13 protein-coding genes and 2 pseudogenes are annotated in these 21,191 nt (G+C 52.3%); 7 read left to right on the top strand and 8 right to left on the bottom strand.

What is annotated here, in order from left to right; translation table 11 throughout:
* Window positions 1-299: 299 nt before the first annotated feature.
* Window positions 300-2,747 carry a GH116 family glycosyl hydrolase gene (locus VB741_RS24305; RefSeq protein ID WP_323367810.1) on the bottom strand — a complete coding sequence of 816 codons (2,448 nt, stop codon included), beginning with the start codon at window positions 2,745-2,747 and terminating at the stop codon, window positions 300-302.
* 203 nt (window positions 2,748-2,950) lie between these two features.
* Here VB741_RS24305 and VB741_RS24300 point away from each other — a divergent pair, with 203 nt between their 5' ends.
* Window positions 2,951-3,709, top strand: a complete 759-nt coding sequence (locus tag VB741_RS24300) for a hypothetical protein (protein ID WP_323367809.1) — start codon at window positions 2,951-2,953, stop codon at window positions 3,707-3,709.
* Window positions 3,710-4,049: 340 nt separating this feature from the next.
* Window positions 4,050-4,580, top strand: coding sequence for a GIY-YIG nuclease family protein (locus VB741_RS24295; RefSeq protein ID WP_323367808.1), 531 nt, complete (start codon window positions 4,050-4,052; stop codon window positions 4,578-4,580).
* A gap of 92 nt (window positions 4,581-4,672) precedes the next feature.
* On the opposite strand, the gene VB741_RS24290 is transcribed toward VB741_RS24295, so the two are convergent.
* Window positions 4,673-6,493, bottom strand: a complete 1,821-nt coding sequence (locus tag VB741_RS24290; RefSeq protein ID WP_323367807.1) for a DUF6798 domain-containing protein — start codon at window positions 6,491-6,493, stop codon at window positions 4,673-4,675.
* 160 nt (window positions 6,494-6,653) lie between these two features.
* Window positions 6,654-7,139 (bottom strand): DUF4079 domain-containing protein, encoded by a 486-nt coding sequence (locus VB741_RS24285; protein WP_323367806.1) that lies wholly within the window; start codon window positions 7,137-7,139, stop codon window positions 6,654-6,656.
* 220 nt (window positions 7,140-7,359) lie between these two features.
* On the opposite strand from VB741_RS24285, the gene VB741_RS24280 reads away from it, so the two are divergent.
* The gene (locus tag VB741_RS24280) at window positions 7,360-9,120 is read left to right on the top strand and encodes a M48 family metallopeptidase (protein ID WP_323367805.1); all 1,761 of its coding nucleotides are present in this window, start codon (window positions 7,360-7,362) and stop codon (window positions 9,118-9,120) included.
* Between the two features lie 225 nt (window positions 9,121-9,345).
* On the top strand, window positions 9,346-10,434 hold the full coding sequence (gene acsF / locus VB741_RS24275; protein WP_323367804.1) for a magnesium-protoporphyrin IX monomethyl ester (oxidative) cyclase: 1,089 nt from the start codon (window positions 9,346-9,348) through the stop codon (window positions 10,432-10,434).
* Between the two features lie 83 nt (window positions 10,435-10,517).
* Here acsF and VB741_RS24270 read toward each other — a convergent pair whose 3' ends face one another.
* From VB741_RS24270 to VB741_RS24260, 4 genes and pseudogenes are all read right to left on the bottom strand, one after another.
* The gene (locus VB741_RS24270) at window positions 10,518-12,158 is read right to left on the bottom strand and encodes a glycosyltransferase family 39 protein (protein ID WP_323367803.1); all 1,641 of its coding nucleotides are present in this window, start codon (window positions 12,156-12,158) and stop codon (window positions 10,518-10,520) included.
* Window positions 12,159-12,167: 9 nt separating this feature from the next.
* A pseudogene (locus tag VB741_RS26540) lies at window positions 12,168-12,266 on the bottom strand (DNA-binding response regulator); the annotation flags it as partial.
* Window positions 12,267-12,506: 240 nt separating this feature from the next.
* The gene (locus tag VB741_RS24265; protein WP_323367802.1) at window positions 12,507-13,109 is read right to left on the bottom strand and encodes a hypothetical protein; all 603 of its coding nucleotides are present in this window, start codon (window positions 13,107-13,109) and stop codon (window positions 12,507-12,509) included.
* A 78-nt stretch (window positions 13,110-13,187) separates the two neighbouring features.
* Entirely contained in the window at window positions 13,188-13,406 is a 219-nt protein-coding gene (locus VB741_RS24260; protein WP_323367801.1) for a hypothetical protein, read from the bottom strand.
* A 218-nt stretch (window positions 13,407-13,624) separates the two neighbouring features.
* On the opposite strand from VB741_RS24260, the gene VB741_RS24255 reads away from it, so the two are divergent.
* A complete protein-coding gene (locus VB741_RS24255) occupies window positions 13,625-14,710 on the top strand; it encodes a radical SAM/SPASM domain-containing protein (RefSeq protein ID WP_323367811.1) in 1,086 nt (361 codons plus the stop codon).
* A 163-nt stretch (window positions 14,711-14,873) separates the two neighbouring features.
* On the opposite strand, the pseudogene VB741_RS24250 reads toward VB741_RS24255, so the two are convergent.
* A pseudogene (locus tag VB741_RS24250) lies at window positions 14,874-15,883 on the bottom strand (ISKra4 family transposase).
* 129 nt (window positions 15,884-16,012) lie between these two features.
* Between VB741_RS24250 and VB741_RS24245 the strand changes: the two are divergent.
* Window positions 16,013-16,918 carry an alpha/beta fold hydrolase gene (locus VB741_RS24245; protein ID WP_323367800.1) on the top strand — a complete coding sequence of 302 codons (906 nt, stop codon included), beginning with the start codon at window positions 16,013-16,015 and terminating at the stop codon, window positions 16,916-16,918.
* A gap of 18 nt (window positions 16,919-16,936) precedes the next feature.
* Window positions 16,937-21,004, top strand: a complete 4,068-nt coding sequence (locus VB741_RS24240; protein WP_323367799.1) for a TIR domain-containing protein — start codon at window positions 16,937-16,939, stop codon at window positions 21,002-21,004.
* Window positions 21,005-21,191 lie beyond the last annotated feature (187 nt).

Here is a 21,191-nt window from a genome sequence, read left to right as displayed (position 1 = left end):
TAGACCCACTCTACTTTTGACTAAATTACTGGCTAATAAAACTGAGATGTCTAAAACCCTTGACCCACCTGATTTAGCCGCTTGAGAACGGGGCAGAAGCAAAACAGAAACTTGTCATTGTCCAGTTGTGGGGACTGCTGATAGTACATTCCTTGAAACCTGAATAAAATACTCCCTAAGCTTTTCTAAGCTTTATGGGCACTATCAGGAGATCACATTTCAAGAACTCTAAACACAAATATAGTACAAATAAACTAGTTTTATGTTTTTATTTTAGTTCTTTTGTACTATTAATCTGTTTAGAGTTCTTGATATAACCCCCAAATGGCCATGGGTCGCAGGTAATGGCAGGCCCGGAAGGTGCCAACGGCCGTAATCGCCTCGGGGGTGCGGAACTGTAGACCATGCTCGTAAATCTGCCGCACCACAGCTTCGGTAATGGCCATGGCTTCTGCCCGCTTGCCCATCTGGGCGAAGAAGGCGGCTAGGCCAAAGTTAATGCCTGTCCAAACTTCTAGCTGGTGGGTGTCATCGGGGTTCTGGGGAGAACCATCGGGCTTTACGCCATTGGCCGCACCGATGGCCAGACCCAACTGGGCAGCACTGAAAAAGCCGGTCTGGGCCCCTGCAAATTTTTGGTTCTGGGGGGCGACATGGTCAGCGGCATACTGGTTGAATTTTACGAAGCAGGCATCATAGATGGTGTCGAGGGCAATGTCGATGTATTCCGGATCCACAATGTCCGGCAGATCCATCAGGCGGGCACAAAACTGACCGCACAGCTGATCCGCCATCACCACATCGGAGTTACTTTCTGAGTCTAGACGGTAGAAACTGCCGGTCCATAGCTTGTTTTGATAGACAATTTTGCCCTGCTTAATCCAGCGTTGATACTGGGATTTCACAATGGCAAAACTACCGGAAATTTTCTGGTGCTGCTGCAAAATGTCGCCCATTTTAATGGCCGCCTCTAGGGCCGCTAGCCACAGACCACCGCAGTAGGCACTGAGTCCCTTGAGCTGCCAGTCGTCAAAGGTTTGGTCCGGGGCACCGCCATTTTCGGGGACCCCGTCTCCGTCCAGGTCAAACAGCTTGAGATATTGAATAGTCTCTGTGACGGCGGGCCAGCAGTCGGCTAGAAACGCAATGTCATCACCGCCGGTGAGTAGAAAGGCGCGATAAACCTGGAGGACAAAATCGCTGGGTAGATCCTTCCACTGGTTACAGTCTTGGTAGCTGGTGTAGTTGGTGGCCACCCAGGGATTCTCATTGGGGGCACCGAGATCGTGGGGGGTGGCCCCTTTGATTTTCCTCGGGGCGAGGTGTTCCCCTGCCCCCACGGTGTAGTAATAGCCGATGATGCGTTTTTTGGCATCTGCCGTGGGAATCGCTCGGGCAAAGGCGCGCATGATGGATTTTTCTAGCTCTGGCCACAGCATCAGGGTGGAGAAACCACCGTATAGGCGCACATCCAGGCTTTCGTACCAGCGATAGTCAATGCATTCTAGAATGCCAAACTGCCCCACGGGGTCGTCATCGCTAGCGGCAGACCATAGGGTACCGCCACTGGCCATGTCGTACAGCTCGTTGAACAGGGCCATTTTGAACCAGTCGGGTAGATCGGGTCGGGCTAGGATGGGCTGCTGCCAGTCGATTATTTTTTGTTGCCAGGTGGCATAGTGAGCGAGGGCTGTCTGGGCCAGTTGCCAGGCATTGCGGCCACTGCGCCCGCAAAAGTCCGTATAGCGCCGATAGGCCGATTTACCCGTGGCAAACTCCGTCACGGGTAAATCCCAGCTGAGGACGAAGGGGATTTCTTGGGTTTCGCCGGGGGCGAGGGTGATTTTGGTTGCGATCGCACCCCCCGCCTGACTATCTGCCGTTACAGACGTTGTATCAGCAACATTTCCTAAGGTCCCGTCCGCCGCAAACCCAGCCCACAGATCCGCCCCATCCCCAGCCGGGTTCCATCGCGTGTGATAAGTCACCCCGCCCGAAGCAGCAATACAAAACTGCCCATCCCCTTCCCCAGGACTGCCTGTCCAGGCACCATCCATCACAATGCCCGTAGCCGTTTCACTAGTCACCAACCGATTAAAATTCCCCGCACTCTGCCGCAAAGGCGGAACATAGTCATAGAACGGACTACCATCCTCCCGCTGCTGGATTTCTGGCGACGCCTCAGCATTGGTAAACCAGCCCACCATGTTCTGCCAGCTCAGCAAAATACTCAGGGTGATGGGCTGCTCCGTGGGGTTATGGGCCGTCCACACAAACACCGCCACCGGATAGCTGCTCTCTTGATAGTTATCTGGCCAGATGGGCGAAAACTGCTCACAGGTGAGCTGAGCCTTGAAGATATCTTGGTAGCAATACCAGCTGCGGGGATAGAGGGCTTGATAGGTACCCCCCTTCCCCCCTTCCCCCGCCGGATACCATTCCCAGCTACCTAACCCATCCCCGGCGGTAGCCATGGCATAGGTCTGGGACTCCCCCGCCGTGGCCTCATAAACCGCAAACTGACAGGCGGGAAACTGATCAAACGTGTGTTCACCACCGTCCAAATGCCACAGGTTAAAGGTGCCATTAGGGGCTCGACCAATACAGCCAGCCCCCAATCCCCCGAGAGGAATGCCATGCTCCGGACCATCATCTAAATTGCTGGCGTAGCGCACAATGTAAGGCGTTTCCCATTTCGCGCCAATGGGCCAGGTCCAAGCAACAGTCGGAATGTGGGGAGCGGGCATAGATTACCGTCTAACACAGCAATCAGCATTCTAAACCACGTCCAAGTTGAAACCGGTGGTTTCTAGGTTGAAACCACCGGTTTCTACGCTGAAGCATCGAAACAGTTAATCCAAAGAATATTAATGCCCGTGATCTAACTACCACTCAGGTGCGCTAGCGTTATTTGCAAGGTGTAGAGGTAGGCGAAAGGAGACCGCTGGCCATGAAAAAGGCAAAAAACGTCATCCAACCCATCCAAAAGCCGATTAGGCTGGTTGGCAATTGGTGTCTCCAAGTTTGGGATGGGGTCAGCCGCAAAGACTACCGACGCTTACTCCAACTCCGCCAAGCCTTGGCCCTCTCCCAAGAAAATGAAGCCAACCTCACCCAGCAACTAGAGCAGGCCATCCGCCAATGTAACGAACTGCAACAAGCATTGGATGCATCTAAACAGCAGTTCAGCGAACTGTGGCAAGAGTTAGGTGAGTTGGTCGCTGACAACGATGGCGAAATTCAAGCCTTGAGGGCAGATCTGGCTAACCACGCCTCGGCCCTGGCCAGCTGCCAGTCCGATTTGGCTAAAACCTACAACGCCTCGGCGGTCCCCATCCCCCACCCAGAAGTTCTCCCAACGATTAATTTAGCCAATTGGAAACTGGCCTTTGTGGGGGGCCATGACGCCACCAGGCGCGTCGTCGTCGAGATCTTGCACACGGACCATGGCCTGATCCATAAACCGGTAGAGATTCCACCCCATCGAGACGCCAGCACCTCTCAAAAACAGCTCAAACAGAAACTCGCTGATTGTGATCTGATCGTCTCCATCATTGGTTATTCCAACCATGCGCTGACCAAATCGCTGCAGCAGCTCAAGGATAAAAATGCCCTCAAGGGAGACATTCTGACGCCCAATAGCCGAGGTGCTAGCGGTGTCGTGCGCGATATTCTATCCTTTGTCACCGCGCAGGCAGACCCGGCCTAGGTCAATCAGCATGGGCTCCTGACCTAAATCCAGCCATTGGCCACCCCTACAATCAAACCGACCCGCAACAGTTGCCACCCAATAAAGGCAATGAGGAGGACAAAAATGATTTTATTAGTCGTGTCTTTGGGGGTACTCATGGCAGCACAGCAAGGAGACATTTTCCTTAACTATAGTGTTTCTGCTGGCAACCGATCGATGAATGCGCCCATAGATATGGCTATTTCAGGCTTTTGGCGATGGCCATGGGCAATCGTTGAGTTTATTGGAAAGAATCCGCATCCTGGGAGCGACCGCACTACGATGGGGAACGTCATTCACATCCCCGCTTCAATCAACCATGGCAGAATCAATTCCCACCCTGGCTAGCCTAGACATGCAGCCCTATCTGGTAGATGGTGCATTGCCGTCGGACTTAGACGGTAAAGTTGGAATTTATGCCATTTTTGATCAGGCCCAAACCCTTCAATATGTCGGCTTTTCGCGCAATGTGAACGTGGGCTTACTCCAGCATTTGGTGCGCTGTCCAGAGCAATGCCACTGGGTCAAGGTCTACACGGTGGAGCGCCCCAGCCGCACCCTGCTGGATGACATTCGGCAGGGTTGGCTGGCGGAGAATGGAGCCGTTCCCGCTGGCAATAGTGATGCCCAACTGGCCTGGGAGAAGCCGATTGATGCTAAAACGTTCATGACTGAGGCGGAACGGCAGGAAATCGCCGATGCTGACCCCACGGACGTGAATAAACTCCTGAAGCAGGTGGCCCGGCGGGTGGAGGTGGAGGTGAAGGCGAAAGTCGAAGCGCGGGGTGCTCAAATGCCCATCAAGTTCAATCCTAAACTCAAGGAACAGGGCATTCTGGCTTTGAAATAATTGGCTACGGTCAAGGTAGGGGTAATGCTCACCGGAGGTCGTCTGGATTAATCCCCATTTCCCTTAACTTAGCCTCAGGTGGGAGATTACCCCTAAGGGGAAGCCATAGCCCATAGCACCCAGTCCCCTTGCTGCTCCACTAGGGTGCCGGGAATATCTGGGTGCCAGTCTTGGCGCGTGAGGATGTGGGTTGCGCCATATTGAGTTGCGATCGCACCCAACTCCGCCCCTGTCCGCTGGCTAAACCGCTGGTCCAACACCCCCTCCACACCGGCGGGCAAATCCCCCAATAGATCCTCCATCCGTTGCTGCCAAGTCACTATGCCAGCATCCGTAAACGGAAAGCCCTTAAAATTCACCACCACCGACCGCTGACTGTAGAACCGAAACATCCGATCCGAAGGGGGTACAAGCACCAGGGCATCGACCGGGGTATGGTCACGCACATGCACCGCCAAGGTTTTCACCGGCTCATCCACCACGGGGGCCAGTTTGATCGCCCGGTGAATCGGACTCAAACTGCGATCGGCCACCCCACCACCCAAATGCAACGCCACAAACCCACCGCACAGAGCCGTCAGGGTATAGGCCCCCAGTCGGAGACGCCGCCCCAGACCCGGAAATTGATCCCTCAAAAATGGATAGGAAAACCCCAAAAATAGGGCCACATGGTAGGGATAGGTAACCGCTAAGAGAATTAAAAATAGGCCATGGCTGGCCCAGGGCCAAGCATTTGTCCGTCGTCTAAGGTCTTGCCAAAATGTCCCAGGCCCGGGTTTGACCAGGGTCAGCATCACGATAGTCAGGGTAATGAGTGGCCCCGCATTGTCAATTACAGGAGCCACGATCAAACAGAGGGCCAAGGCCCGATTACCGCGGTGGTAGTGCTCGCTGGCATATACCGCGATCGCAACCAACACCATGAGCAAAATAAACGGTGACGTCCGCGCCAATTGCAGCTTCACCACTGTCGCTACGGGATATAGCTCCACCAATCCATAGCCCACCGCCAGCAAACAACAGCCGGTAACCATCGTTAACGCCAGGGTCACTTTATGGTGCTGATGCAGCCGCTGGGAACCATACACACAGGCGAGCCCGGCCACAAAAAAGAAAACAAATCGCCACCAGGCTTTAACTGAAAAAACGGACATAATAATGTGGTGCGGGTGGCGGACATGGCCATACAGCCAGACAAAATCAGCACCGCTGAGGAGATCGCTGCTGGTAGTCCCCGTCAGCACCATGGGGCTGTAGACCAATCCGGCTAAGCCCAGGAGAGCGGCCCAAGCCCACAACACTTGCTGCGGCCGCTTTGTCCTCATGCTATGGACGATCAGGGCTGGCGTTAACAACAGCCCCGGCAACACCCCAATTAAAATTTGCAGCAGACAGCTCAGGCCAAACAAGACATAGCCCCGGATCCAGCGCTGTTGCAGACAAAAGTAAATCCCCCAAATGGCGATGCCCATGGCATAGATGCTGGGCAACGGCTCCCGACGAAACAGATCGGTATAGCCCACGGTGCCATCGGCCACCGCCAATCCTAAAAACGCCAATACCGCTGCGGAGAGTTTTGACTGGCCAAGATCACGCCCCAGGGCATAGAGACCCAGACTAAATCCGGTGAATGCGATCGCAAAATAAATAAAGCACACCACCGGCAGACTCAACCCCAGCTTTACCGGCAGAGCCAAAGCATAGTAATAGTAAGACCTTGGAGTGAATTGCATCATCTCCTGCACATAGAAATCCTGACTATATAGGGTCGGATCCAGCAAGGCCATCACCGCAGGCATCTGATTAAAGACATTCTCCTGGGAAAAGTTATAGCCATAGGCCACCAAGCCGCACAGCGCCATCGCCAACTGAGTCATCCAGGCAGGGGAGTATAAGGGTTTGACATTAGCCACAACAAGTACCTCTCTCCGGGGTATGGCGCTCAGGTTAAAACACATCGCCAAAATTGAAAAGGAGCAGACCTATCGCCTACTCCTTTTGGTTAACTATTCAATTGTCCATTAGCAGGGTGACAACAACTTCAACATCAGTCACCCCGATGCCAATCACGCTCTAAAACACAATGCCAAAGGCATTCGCTAAAATCCGCTGTAGAATCTGCATGCCGCTAAAGGCCTGCCAACCAAAGAGACCCACCAACACAACATTCAGACTGATGTGGGTGAGCCGAGCAGTTTCGTTACCGCGCTGCATGTAGGGCACCAGGGAGGCCGCCACCGCAATGGTCCCGGTCATCCCCAACCCCACCAACAGGTGGGGACCAACAAACAATTTGCCATTGTTAATATAAGTCACCGCCATGCCGCCGATGGTCCCCAGCACCATCAGCGCCAAAATAATCGAACCGATCTGGTGATGTTTAATCGTAAATTTGCCCTTGATCAGTTCTTTCTTTTCGTCACCAGTGACATAACGCACCTTACGGCTTTGACTGCCCAAATAAGCAGCATAGAGGGTGAGACCAAACAGGACCCACATCATTAAAGGATGAAAAAAGTTTAAATAAGGCTTAATCGCCTCAATCGTCTCAGGGCTCATGGTGGGTGAATTAACAACGCGTTATAAAACTTAGTATATGGGGATAGGCCTTCTTGTGCTGCTGGATTTGAGCAAGTTTCCCAGAGGGATCCGTTGGCAAACCTGACCCAGGAAAGTCAAGCCAGCGACTTAGCTCAGGTTATTTCAAAGGAGATTTGTCAAAATAACCCTATACAGGACTCCTAGCAAAGGCGTCAGTCACTCGTTATTCCGATTCACCATGCTGGTAAAAAAACGGTTTGCGCTGCTCTTGGCAGTAGGTTTCAGTCTTACGTTGCTCCTCAGTCCAGTGATGCCCGGTCGTGCGGCTACGCCAGAACAACGTCCCGACCACATTATCCAGACGGGCAGCCATGCAGACCCCAGCAGCGAATCGCCGGTGGAGGAAAGTCCTGATGCCACCGACATAGACTCAACCGATATCACGGAGGAGTCAGAGACTCCGTCCGAGGCTGAGCCCGAAGACGCTGCCGCCGCCGCTGCCGCCCAAGAGACCTGGTTCCAGCGGGAGCTCATCATCGAAGCAGACCGGCTTTATCTAGCGGGGGATATCGCCGCTGCCGAGGAGCTTTACCGCGAAGCAAAAACCTTTGGTTGGCGCAATGATGACGAGCTAGAAGACATTCCCGCCACCCCCTTTACCGAGCCTGAACAGCTACCCCCCGGTGGTGCTGTTTACTGGCGTGAATCTGCCCGTGGCATCGAGGCCGCTCGGGAATCTCAGACATTAGTCCCCTTGGGATTACTAACGGAGGAAGTGCCAGCCTTTATCCCCGGTCATGTGCGCTATGCCGAACGGCTGCAAACCTATGAGCGCGTCGATGATGCCGAAATGGTCTTGGAAAAGGCCCTCACCCTCTATCCCTACCACCCAGATTTGCTCAGTGCTCAAATTGCCCTGATGATGAGCCAGGAAGAATGGATTGAGGCATCCATTGCATCCCGGCAGTTTGCCCTGCTCAATGCCGATCATCCTGAAGCCGAGCACTATGCTGGCCTGGCCGAGGAAAATTTGGCTCGGTTTAAGTCCGCCACCAATGCAACCATTCGGAATAATGCGATCGCAAACATCTTCACCGGAGCCGCTGGCTATCTCCTCACCGGGGGACTGTACGGTCCCTTCACCGCCCTCAACTCCAGCATCATCCTGCTCCAAGGTGAAAAATCCCTTGGGGAATCCGTGGCCGAGTCAGCCCGAAAACAGCTGCCCCTCTCCAAAGACGAAGAACTCCTAGCCTACGTGCGGGACATCGGCTATCGACTAGCCGCCTCCGCCGGTCGCGATGACTTTGACTACACCTTTGACGTGGTGTTGGATCGTGAACTCAACGCCTTTGCCCTCCCCGGCGGCAAAATTTTCGTCAATGCCGGAGCCGTCCTCGACACCGACTCCGAAGCCGAGCTAGCCGGTCTACTGGGGCACGAACTCTCCCACTCCGTTTTATCCCATGGGTTCCAGCTGGTCACCAAAGGCAACCTCACCGCCAGTCTCACCCAATACCTCCCCTTACCGGGCATCGTCACCAACGCCATTGTGTCCGGCTATTCTCGCCAGATGGAACGGCAAGCCGATATCGTCGGCACCCAGATTTTGGCCTCCAGCGGCTATGCCGCCGACGGTATGCACGGCCTCATGCTGGCCCTCGATGATCGCTATGGCGACCGCCAGGTAGTGCCATGGATGTCCTCCCACCCAGCCCCCCAAGAACGAGTAGATTACCTCCAAGCCATTGTGGAAAATGGTGGCTACAACCGCTATGCCTACGAAGGGGTCCTCGGACATGAAGCCATGCAGGCCAAGGCCGAGGCAGAACTGGCCGCCTACGAAGCCGAAAACAACAAAACGGATGAGGACGAACCCGTCGCCAATGACGAAGACATCGACGACGCCGTTGAAGAAATCCAAGTAGAGCAGGAAGACGCCATCGAAAATCCAGCTGACCCAATGGATCAACCCGCCCCAGAAAATGTCGGCCCCTAAAGCCAAGGAACAGGTATCAGAACGGCAGGCCGTGGCTAAACCCCATGGACCGCTCTCCTAAATATTGCGAAATGTAACCTATTCCTCGCCTCCGGGCCACCCAAAGTCAATCACCTTGGTAGACTAAGATCCATGTAGGTTGCTAGTTTTCGATCGATTTACTAGCACAAACTAACTAATGCGGTTTCATAGCGCGTTGACCATAAATATCTTGATAGAGGACTCATGGTAGATTCCCTAAGGAAACCTCAGGAAAATACTCAACTCAATGAGCTGCGGCCTGGGGTTAAGGCACCGTCAAAGGACACGCTCCTCACCCCTCGCTTTTACACCACTGACTTTGACGAAATGGCCGCCATGGACATTTCCGTCAATGAAGATGAGCTACGTGCCATCATCCAAGAGTTTCGCACTGACTATAACCGCCACCATTTCGTGCGGTCCGAGGTGTTTGACCAAAGCTGGGATCACATCGACGGCAAAACCCGTGAACTCTTCATTGAGTTTCTAGAGCGTTCTTGCACCGCTGAATTTTCTGGATTCCTACTTTATAAGGAATTAGGCCGTCGTCTCAAGGACAAGAGCCCCCTAGTGGCTGAGGGCTTTAACCTGATGTCTCGGGACGAAGCTCGCCACGCAGGCTTTTTGAACAAGGCCATGTCCGACTTCAACCTGCAGCTAGACCTGGGTTTCTTGACCAAGAGCAAGAGCTACACCTTCTTCAAGCCCAAATTCATTTTCTACGCCACTTACCTCTCCGAGAAAATTGGCTACTGGCGCTACATCACCATTTTCCGTCACCTCGATTCCCATCCCGAAAATCGGATTTATCCCATCTTCCAGTTCTTTGAGAACTGGTGCCAGGATGAGAACCGCCACGGTGATTTCTTCTCCGCCATCATGAAGTCCCAGCCCCAGTTCCTGAATGACTGGAAGGCTAAACTCTGGTGTCGCTTCTTTCTGCTGTCGGTGTTTGCCACCATGTTCCTGAATGACATTCAGCGCAGTGGCTTCTACGCATCTCTGGGTCTGGATGCCCGTGAATATGACATTCACGTGATCAAAAAGACCAATGAGTCAGCAGCCAAGGTCTTCCCCATCATGTTGAATGTGGAGCATCCTGACTTCTTTAGGCACTTGGATACGGCATCCAATGCGAGCTTAAAGGTCTCTGAAATTGGCCAAGCTAAACAGCTTAAGCCATTGAAGCTACTACGCCAGCTACCCCACATCGCCACCATCGGTGTGAAGATGATCCAGCTGTACTTCATGAAGCCCATCGACATGGCCCCAACTCGCGGCGTTATCCGCTAGAAACGGTCTGTTTGAAAAAATAGCTGAGAAGTCGTTTTGCTATTGCCTAGGGTGGTCAATGTCCACCCTAGGTTTCGCCAAAATCACGGCCCCTCCCCCTGGAATAATTCAGCAAATTTCTCTGGGGGAAGCAGTTGAAACATTGTGGTTGGCGGCAATACGTGGCTCAGCTTTAACAACCTAATCATGTCTTTAGGGTTAGCACTGACCACCCACAATTGATCAAGTTGTTGCACGCCTAAGTGTTCTAACAGGTCATCTAGATCAGACTGTCCTGTGCCGATCTGCCCTGTTGTTGTCTCCAGAGCCGTCTGTTCCTCAAGCAGTGCCACCTGGTAAAGTTGGTAACCGTTCATCTTGCTCCACCAGGTGGGGGCCTGTAAATAGACCCAGTTAGAATAAAGTTGTAGCTGGACCAGACCCACCATCAGGCTCATCAGCCCAAATTTTGCCAGCCATCCCTGGGTTCGCTGATACTGGGAAACTAAGCAAAAGGCTAAACAGATATAGAGAGCGCAAACGGTGAGCAACTGGTAACGCACCACACTGGAGGCGTTACCCCCCAAAACCAGATCTTTGACTAAAAATAAGACAGACGGTGCCGCTAGCCACCCCAACAGAGCCTTACAACCAGGAGGACTGCGACGGTAGGCATACACCAGGCTATAAAGCAGGATCAAACCGACCCCAATCCCCAACAGCAACCGTGGCCAACCTAGCGAGGCAAGGATGTCACCAGAGGTTTGATTCACCGAGTTAGAGGCGAGCAAACTAGTCTTTAACGGATGGTAAAAGTCGTAGATTAGATTACAAAAATTGAAGCCAATGCGCTGCCATAGCTGCTGCATTGAAAAGCTATCCCAGGTGTAGTCTGCACCGACGGTAATGGTGAATCCTTGCAGTTGAGCCACCCTGGCTAACCACAGGGCAAATATGCTCCAGCTAATCGCCATACTGATGGCAATTCTGCGTCGCCATTGCCGCCAGCTAGACCGTTGCCAGCTAGACTGTTGCCCGCTCGCCAGGGCCGGTCCCCCTAAAAAACAGTAAAAACCTTGACACGCCAGAGTGAGGTAGTACAAGGTATGGCAGTAGAGCCCGGCCACCGACGTTACACCATAGGCGATATATAGGGCGGCACCCAGAGCGGCACCGGGGCATCGATCAGGGCGCAACCGCAGCAGCAGCAAGGTGGACAGTAAACTCAGGACCGTCAGTAAGCTGTAGGGCCGTGCTTCTTGGGCATAGACCAGCAGAATGGGGGAAGCGGCCATAAACAGAGTAGCTAACCCAGCCGTGGGGGTACAGCCAAACAGTTCGTAGGTCAGCCCATAGCCCAGGGGCAGGACCAATAGGCTAATGGCTGCTGCAATCAACCGGAGATTAACAACGCTACAGCCGGTCAACTTGGCCCAGTAGTAACTGAGAAAAAAATATAGGGGGGGATGAACGTCGTCCGTAATCAGACCGTTGAGGGTATCGTTGAAGTTGCGATCGCTCCCCACACATTGAAACTTTGCCAACGTACTAAAGGGTTTTGGCTCTCCCTGAGCACTTTCAAACACCTCTTGCTTGGTGTAACCCGATAGCCTCAGCGAGGTATACACTTCATCACTCCAGTAAGGTTTAGTTCCCAGATTGATAAACCGCGCCAGGGAAATAATTAGAATTAACCCAATTAACCACCATTGAATAGTCTGTTTGGGCTTTGTCGAAATACTCAATCAGCAGACCTACTCTTCACACAACACCCAGCCAATAACCCCCACATCGCCATCGATCGTTAATCGCAGATAACGAAAATACACTTCAATGACGTTGGACTCACCCAGGCTGGGTTGGGTTGATTGATGTCTGAGTCACCGGCATTCACCGTACTTTATCAGCTCCTTAAGCAACCGAGCTTTTGGGTATCAACTTAAGCCAGAAAATCCTGGCTAGGTGGGGAATCAGGGGCCAGAAGCCAGAGAGGCCATGATTCCTGCCTCCTATCCTTGGGAAAACGTCCCGATTTGAGTTGGTACCCAAGCTTTTCATAAAAGTCTGGTTGCTTTTGATTGAGCCCTTCGTGTTTAGCCCGCCGCTCGATACCAGAGGGCTAAACCGCCACCGCGCCCACGGGCGGCAATACCGCCATCGGTCACCCAAAAATATTTGAAAAACGCCTGTTCTTTCAAGGGCTGCTCGTAAAAGTCTTGGTCAGCGGCTTCGGGTTTAATCCGCCCCTGGTATAGGGTGAACTGCCCAAGGCCAATGCGAATCTGGGTAAAGTCAAACCCAAGGCACCGGGATTTGGTCCAGAATTTCACCGGTCCGGTTAAGACTAAGTGGAGTTGGCCCAGGGCAACCGAATTTTGCACCTGCCCTTGGTCGTCAGTATCGGCCTGATAGGCCAGCTGAATTTTGATCAATTTGGGTAAATACCGCCCCGCGCCTAGGGCCACCCCTGCTTTTTGCCGCGTTTTTTTAGTACCGGTGATGAAACACAGTCGCCAAGTACCAACCAGATCCGCCAACCCATAATCAGGCTTAGTGTCCTTTTCTGTCGCCTGTAGCGCTGTGACCAAATCACTCGCCTTAGGTCGCCCAGCCCCATTGCTCTGCTGGGCTTGGGCAGCCTGAGCTAAAACGGCTGCCCCCTGCTGATTCATTGAGTCCATACCGATTGAGTCCATGGCACGAGCTGTGTAGCAAGTTTATAGCTTAGCGCCCATGGCTACCGGAGGCTGCCACCCCAGCCCCTCAGAAAATGGTCAGAAAATAGTCAAATCCCAGTCAGCATCATTGAGGCCCTCGGTGCCCACCATTTGCACCCGGATATTGAGGTAGCGATCGCAATAGACCTTGCACTGTTTGTAGCGAGGATTTGGACTACCCAAAATCGCATCTTGCTCCGCATAGCCCTTAAGCAAATCAATCCGCTCGGCTTCCGAGAGAGTCCTCAAATCGCCTTGTGTTGTAGATATGGTCATGATTTAACTCAATCAAAAAGGATCTTCCTAAGGTAAAGCGAACTTTCACCGCAGGGAAAGACTCTCCCAAAAAGCTTAAGCTCTGCCCTAGAAAACCGCTGATCCCCGTTATAAAAGACAAAATCGGTTACATCTCGACAAAATTCTCAGCTGGCTTTCACCCACCCTTGCTAAGCTAAAGCGACTTTACCGTTAACCTTTTTATTATTACTGTGGCAATGGTCAGCTACCGCCTTGAGCGCATCCACCTCGAAGTAACCAACGTTTGCAACTTCAAATGTGACTTTTGCCCAGACGCCATCATGGAACGTAAGCGGGGCCACATGGATCTGCAGCTCTTAGAACAGACCCTAGACGAGATTGCAGAACACCACCTCGCCAAGATCGTAGCCTTCCACCTGATGGGAGAACCCTTAATTTATCCCCACATTTTCCAAGCCATTGACATGGCCCTAACCCGGGGTCTAAATCTACACCTCACCACCAATGGCAGCACTTTTCACATCAAACCGGAGCATCGCCAAAAACTCATTCACACCGGCATTCCAAAGGTCACCATTTCCCTCCAAACCCCAGACCCGGAAACCTTTATTATTCGCGGTGCCCCACCCCAACTCAAGCCAGAACAGTATTTTGACGGCATCATCCAGTATGTGAAGGCTAACCTGGCCGATCCCACCTCTCCAACGCGGGTCCATCTAAAATTTTTAGACACCACCCCCCATCCGTTTCTAGTCCCCCACAAGCCCATGCATGTGGTCGAAGGCAAAGCCCAAATGCAGCAGGAGCTGACCGCTTGGGCAGACCGACTGCTAGACGGCTGTGACGAACGGCCCAAGGATGAGGACCTGCGGCAACGTATCGCTCGCCATAAACCCGGTCGCTGGCAGGTGATTGAACTCACCCCAAAACTAGCCCTCGAAACATTTCCCCTGGACAGCTGGGGCAATGTGGAAAGCACAGAGGTAATACCCGCCACATTTGGTTACTGCAATGGCACCTCCGATCAAGCAGGTATTTTGTACGATGGCACCGTCGTCCCCTGCTGCAAAGATTACGACGGCCAGATTCCCCTAGGCAACGTGAAAACCCACAGCCTCCGCCATATCCTAGATGGGCAACAACCGGCCTGTGGCCTACGCCAAGGGTTTAACCAATTCAAAGTCACTCACCCCATATGCCAACGGTGCATGGGGGCTGACACCCCCCAAAAAGCCCTGCTCAGACAGGTGGGCTCCGTGGCCTACTTCAAGGTCTACCATCCCATCATGAAGCGCCTACAGCCAGGCTGGGGAGAAGTCTGATTCGCCCGCTGACTAAACACCTGAACTAACCGGGTGCATCCCAGGTTTGCGATAAGTATTATTACTCACCTTATTGTTTTTAGTGCATAGTTCAGCGCCCCCATAATAGTCAGACAGGCCGAGTAGCGACTGAAAATTGTCCATTCAGATAGGCACAACGGTGTCACAACACTTGAGGCACATTCTGGACGTTCCACTGAGCGCCTGTGTGCTTGACTCGGGCGGCTATCTGCTTAATGCCCGAGTCAATTGCACCCGAGCCAATGGATATCCCTTCTAGCTGGTAATACTCATAGTTAACAATTCGATGTTGATGTTTCCTTAGGTACTTAGCAAAGGTACCAGCATGATCATCAGAACAATTCTCAAGTTGGGCGATGGCTGTCTTTACTCTACCTTCCCAGAGTAGGTCCTTAATCGTGGCTAAAAAGTCTATGGAACTGTCTACCTTTGCTAAATTCTCCATCGGGTGAGACCAATCAAGAATCTCTCGCGTTATTCTTCACGACCGATTTTAACAGCAATATTCCAAATGCCATCATGGCCGTCTCCCAAGCAAGTCAGTGGCGTCGCTAGCGGTTGCGGGTTCGCCCAGTCTATGGGCACTTGATTGTCTTGATAACTCGCACCGATGACTTGTTTATGGAGCTTGACCACTTTGTAGTCTTGCCAGTCACACGCCTCACCGAAGGATGTCCTTTCCTTACTCGAACTTTTCCGCCATCGACACTGAGTTCCTCCACCGAATTCTCTGCCGCTGCCAACGGTCAGCTCTTGGCGATGGACTAACCGTTGCTGGGTGCTGTGACCCACCGACCGGCCGGTTAAAACTTCAATGTCTTGGGCGGCCCGCTCATAGGATTTATTCGCACTCAATAATAAACAACACTTCTCTAGCAGTGGACTGAGTGAGGTACAATGTTTGACAACTAGTTTTCTCGCCTGCTTTTCCGTAATTTTGATATCTCCGAGAACGCTTTTAAGCTTACGGCTGCGCACGACGCTGATGCCGCTTACTGTTTGGCAAAAAACTCCCCGAGCTGAAAAGTCTGCCTGCGCAACGGTGGAAATCGCCGCTCGACTGATTAAATGCAACCCCTGCGCTCGAAACGGTTTCAACACCTTGGCCGACGCATAGTAGGCATCCAAGATCGCATAGCTTCCTTTCTCCATATGTGTGACACAAACGGCGGCCATTTTATCCACCCGCTTAAAGAAAAACTTCGCACTGTCCAGCTCTTATCATTCCTGTTTATAATGTTTTTTGTCCAAATCTAAACGGCCCAGGCTTACCAAAGCATAATGGCTTTGACACCTAGCCCGGATCAGGTTTGTATGACAGCGATCGCAACTCAACTCAACGGTTCTATCGCCACCTATCCCTGGCAATGGCAGGGCCGCACCATCACCATCACCTACGAAACCCTGGGTGCCGGTGAGCCTGTCCTGCTGCTACCAACGTTGAGCACCGTTTCTAGCCGCACAGAGCTAAGCACTCTTGCCCACCACTTAGCATCACAGTATCAAGTTACCGTACTCGATTGGCCTGGCTTTGGCGACTCCGACCGACCACGATTGGCCTATCAACCCACCCTGTATCAACAGTTTCTAAAAGAGTTTGTCACAGCAAACTTTTCCCAGCCCATTGCCGTGGTCGCCGCCGGCTATGCCCTAACCATTCCCGACGCCTGGTCACAAATAGCCCTGGTCGCTCCCACATGGAAAGGGCCCCTAGCCGTCATGGGAGCCCCTGAAACCTTACGGAATGGCGTACGAGAATTAGTTCGCGCTGAGCTCATCGGCCCCCTTCTCTATTGGCTCAATACTCGCCCCGCCTTTCTCAAATGGATGTATCGCCGCCATGTGTTTGTCGATGACACCAGGCTCACATCAGACTACATCGATCAGCGCCATCGGGGTACCCAGAAATCGGGGGCTCGCTATGCCCCAGCTGCCTTTGTTACCGGAGGTCTTGACCCAGTTCATACCCGAGCAACATTTTTAGCTTATTTTGAAGCCCTGAGCGTGCCTGTAATGATTATTGTTGGCCAACAGGCTCCCCCCTCCTCAAAAGCAGAAATGGAGATAATGGCCGCATTGCCCCAGGTACAGTCTGTATCTTTACCAGGCACCTTAGGTATGGCCGAAGAATATGGCGAGGCTGTAGCCAAAATAGTTTTGCCATTTTTACAGGCCAAGTCCAATTAACTCTGCCGTGGTTATGCCATGAATCTCCTCCAAGATGTGTTTATTTCCTATGGCCGGGCTGACAGTAGAGCCTTTGTTGCCAAGCTGTATCAGCGATTATTGGCCGAAGGATTAACCGTCTGGCTAGATTTAGAAGATATTCCGCTGGGGGTGGACTATCAAAAGCAGATTGATGATGCCATCGACAAGGTCGATAATTTTCTGTTTATTATCTCTCCCCACGCGGTCAATTCGCCCTATTGTCTCTTAGAAATTGAACGGGCTCTGCAGCACAATAAGCGTATTATCCCACTGCTGCACGTGGAAGAAATTGGTCAGGATATTTGGCAGCAGCGCTATCCAGAGAGTACTGCAGCAGATTGGGAGGCGTATCAAGCAGCGGGTAAACAGTCCAGCTTTCCCAATATGCACCCCGACATCAGCCGAATCAACTGGGTCAATTTTAGGGAAACTGTTGATGATTTTGAACAGTCATTTCAGGCACTGCTGGCTATCTTTGAACGGCAAAAAGACTATGTGCATCAGCATACGATCTTTTTGAATGATGCTCTACGGTGGGAAAAGAATCAAAAACAGCCAGAATATTTGCTGATGGGAGAGAAGCACCAGCAGGCCCAAGACTTTCTGGTCAAAAGGTTTCAAGAAGAACAAGCTCCCTGTATACCGACCGATCTGCACTGTGAGTACATCACTGAAAGCACTAAAAATGCTAACAACTTAATGACTCAGGTGTTTCTCTGTCATGCCGAACAGGATCGAGACATTACCAGGCAAATACGCCGTTCTTTGATGCGCTCAGGCATTACTACCTGGAGTTATCAAAATGATATTACCATCGGCACTGATTTCCAAGATACGATCAAGCAAGGCATCGAGGAAACTGACAATATTCTCTTTTTGATGTCACCCGATGGGATTGAGTCTGAATATTGTCAGCAAGAGTTAGATTATGCCTTTGAGCTGAATAAACGAATTATCCCTATCCGGGCTGGAGAAGTGGACCCCAGTCAGATTCCCGCACGCCTGAGAAACCTGCAATATATTGATCTGGCCGATAATCTAACCGATGCTGACTATTCGCAAGATGAGAGTAAGTTACTCCAGGTTTTGCGAAAAGGGACGGCGTACTATACTGAACATAAAGTGTTGTTGGCTAAGGCTCTTAAGTGGCAACGGCAGCATAGCAATCCCAGTATGTTGCTGAGGGGATATAATCTGCGTCAGGCTGAAACCTGGCTGAAGACGGCTGTTCACTATGGCCAAAATCCGCCAACGGCATTCCACCTGGAGTTTATTGAGGAAAGCTTACGAACTCCGCCGGCTGCTTCCCTGGATGTGTTTATTTCCTACTCCCGTGCAGAAGCAGGGTTTGCGCGGAAACTCAATGAGGCGTTGCAGATTCAGGGAAAGACTACCTGGTTTGATCAAGAGAGTATTACCGTTGGGTCGGCGGATTTTCAGGCAGAGATTCACCGGGGGATAGCGCTGTCGGATCATTTTTTGTTTGTGTTGTCGCCACGCTCTGTTAGTTCTACCTACTGTGCCGATGAGGTGGAATATGCGGTCAGTTTGAATAAGCGGTTTGTTTGTTTGCTGTATGCGCCCATTGAGCCTCAGAATTTGCATCCACAGTTGGCGAAGGTGCAATGGATAGAGTTTGATCCGCTCAAGCAAGATTTTGACAGTAGTTTTAGACAGCTGGTTCGGGTGTTAGAGACGGACCCGGATCATGTGCGACACCATACTAAATGGCTGCAGCGGGCTTTGGAATGGCTCTATCGGGACCGTAGTCCGGATCTGTTGCTGAGGGAAAGTGAATTTGCGATCGCAGAAAACTGGCTACAGGAAACCGATCGCTATAAAAAGAATCCCAAGGCCACCCCATTAATCCACGACTACATTACGGTCAGTCGAGAAACCATCGCCGCTGCGATGCGCCGAGAGCGTTTTAACATTCGGCTGATTCGGGGGTTATTGGGGTTGGTGAGCATTGCTTTTTTATGCGCTTTGTTTTTAGGCATCCGCATCTTTCAGCAAAAGCAGCTGGTGGAACGATCCTTAGAGGCTCAAACCCTGGCCTTGAGCGACTCTTCTCGAATTTTGACTGAGTCGGATAACGATTTTGACGCCCTGCTGACGGCCATGCGGGCAGCACAGCCGGTGCTCAGTAATCGGGTACAGCTAGCCCCCGACTTACATCGTCAGGTGGAAGCGGCCCTGCAGATGGCCCTGTACAACCGGCAGGAGCGCAACCGCCTAGAAACGCACCAGGCAGGTATCTTTGATGTCAGCATTAGCCCTGATAGTAAAACCATCGCCACCGCCAGTGCCGACAGGACCGTCAAACTGTGGGATTTACAGGGCAATGAAATCGAAACGCTCACGGGGCACCAGGACTGGGTCTACGGTGTCAGCTTTAGCCCCAACGGCCAGACTCTGGCGACAGCGGGCAAAGACGGCACCGCTAAACTCTGGAGCCTTAACGGAGCCCTGCTTAAAACCTTGACCGGCCATACAGCCCCCGTGCGCAGCGTCAGCTTTAGCGCCGATGGTCAACAATTGGCCACCGCCAGCTTTGATGACACCGTGCGACTTTGGACTGTGGCGGGGGATGCGATCGCTACCCTAGTGGGACATCAAGATGAGGTTTGGACAGTACAGTTTAGCCCCGATGGCCGCACCCTGGCCTCAGCCAGCCTGGATCGAACCATCAAACTGTGGAACCGGGATGGCACCTTTCTCAAGACCTTAGCCAATAACTCCAGCCAAATTTTTAGTTTGGGCTTTAGCCCCGATGGGCAAATGCTGGCCACTGCAGATGCCGACAACATGGTTAAGCTTTGGAGTTTGGACGGCAAATTACGGCAAACCTTAACCGGCCATAACAGAAAGGTTTGGGGGGTGAATTTTAGTGCCGATGGTCTGATGTTGGTCACCGTTAGCGGCGACAGAACAGCAAAACTGTGGCGGCGTCGCGATTTGACCGCTCCCTTTGTAGAGCAAACTACCCTGACCGGACACCTCAACCAGGTTTACAGCGCCAGCTTTAGTCCCGATGGAGACTACCTGGTCACCGTCAGTCAGGACGATACGGCAAAGCTGTGGCAGTTAGGGAGCCGTCGTCGGCTAGAAGGACATCAGGGACGAGTGCAGGGGGTGAGTTTTAGTCCCGATGGTCAGACCATTGCCACAGCGAGTACCGATCAAACCGCTAAACTCTGGCAGCGCAACGGTAAGGAACTGCTCACCCTAACGGGGCACCAAGATTGGGTCTATCGGGCTGAGTTTAGCCCCGATGGCCAGACCATTGCCACGGCCAGCAAAGATCAAACGGTAAAACTTTGGACGTTGGAGGGCCAGGAGATGGCCACATTCACAGGTCACCAAGGCGCAGTCTACGACCTGGCCTTTAGCCCCGATGGCCAGACCATTGCCACGGTGAGTGAAGACAAAACAGCAAAACTCTGGAGCCTAACGGGGCAGGCAACGGCTACCCTGACGGGGCATCAGCAAGCTGTCTATGCGGTCGAGTTTAGTCCCGATGGCCAGACCATTGCCACCACCGGAGAAGACAGCACCGTGCGTCTGTGGAGTCTGGGGGGACAGGAAAAGGTCCAATTTTCTAGACCCGGAACGTTATTTTACGATTTAGCCTTTAGCCCCAATGGCCAATCGTTGTTAACGGCCAGCCATGACACCTTAATCCGACAGTGGACATTGCAGGGAGACATGATCCAGGTATTTTCTGGCCATCGCAGCCAGGCGGCCAGTGCGACCTTTAGCCCCGATGGTGACACCCTGGCCAGCACTAGCATCGATCAGACTGCCAAACTGTGGACATTAGAGGGGCAGGAACTGTTAACCATCGAGGGGCACCAGGGCGCTGTTTTAGATGCCACCTTTAGCCCAGACGGAACAGCATTGGCCACCGCCGGGAACGATCGTGTGGTCATGCTGTGGGAAATCAGTCCACTACCAAAACTCATGGAGCAAGGATGTACCTGGCTGTTCGACTACCTGCAGACCAATCCCAACGTCTCAGCAGAGGATAAAATGCTGTGCCCAAACACCCTGGACTACAAATAGCCTGAATCAGTTAGCGCTCAATCCGAAATCTCCCCCTGACGGTCTGTTGATAATGATATATCGTAACTACTCAGGCTTAAAAAATTAGAGAGTTTTCCCAGGTTACAGAGATTATCAGCTAGCGTAATCCAAATATAGGAATTGGTAACCTCCTTGAGCAAGCCCAAGGGTCGCATCAAACTCAGTG

Source organism: Leptothoe sp. PORK10 BA2, from assembly GCF_034932105.1.
GTDB lineage: Bacteria > Cyanobacteriota > Cyanobacteriia > Phormidesmidales > Phormidesmidaceae > Leptothoe.
The sequence above is the reverse complement of the archived record's forward strand: the minus strand, read 5'-3'. Positions and strand labels throughout refer to the sequence as shown.

Bases quoted from the DNA above. Each gene is read 5' to 3' on its own strand.
- VB741_RS24305 (WP_323367810.1), bottom strand. From the start codon at position 2,747: ATGCCCGCTCCCCACATTCCGACTGTTGCTTGGACCTGGCCCATTGGC.
- VB741_RS24300 (WP_323367809.1), top strand. From the start codon at position 2,951: ATGAAAAAGGCAAAAAACGTCATCCAACCCATCCAAAAGCCGATTAGG.
- VB741_RS24295 (WP_323367808.1), top strand. From the start codon at position 4,050: ATGGCAGAATCAATTCCCACCCTGGCTAGCCTAGACATGCAGCCCTAT.
- VB741_RS24285 (WP_323367806.1), bottom strand. From the start codon at position 7,139: ATGAGCCCTGAGACGATTGAGGCGATTAAGCCTTATTTAAACTTTTTT.
- VB741_RS24280 (WP_323367805.1), top strand. From the start codon at position 7,360: ATGCTGGTAAAAAAACGGTTTGCGCTGCTCTTGGCAGTAGGTTTCAGT.
- acsF (WP_323367804.1), top strand. From the start codon at position 9,346: ATGGTAGATTCCCTAAGGAAACCTCAGGAAAATACTCAACTCAATGAG.
- VB741_RS24265 (WP_323367802.1), bottom strand. From the start codon at position 13,109: ATGGACTCAATCGGTATGGACTCAATGAATCAGCAGGGGGCAGCCGTT.
- VB741_RS24260 (WP_323367801.1), bottom strand. From the start codon at position 13,406: ATGACCATATCTACAACACAAGGCGATTTGAGGACTCTCTCGGAAGCC.
- VB741_RS24255 (WP_323367811.1), top strand. From the start codon at position 13,625: ATGGTCAGCTACCGCCTTGAGCGCATCCACCTCGAAGTAACCAACGTT.
- VB741_RS24245 (WP_323367800.1), top strand. From the start codon at position 16,013: ATGGCTTTGACACCTAGCCCGGATCAGGTTTGTATGACAGCGATCGCA.
- VB741_RS24240 (WP_323367799.1), top strand. From the start codon at position 16,937: ATGAATCTCCTCCAAGATGTGTTTATTTCCTATGGCCGGGCTGACAGT.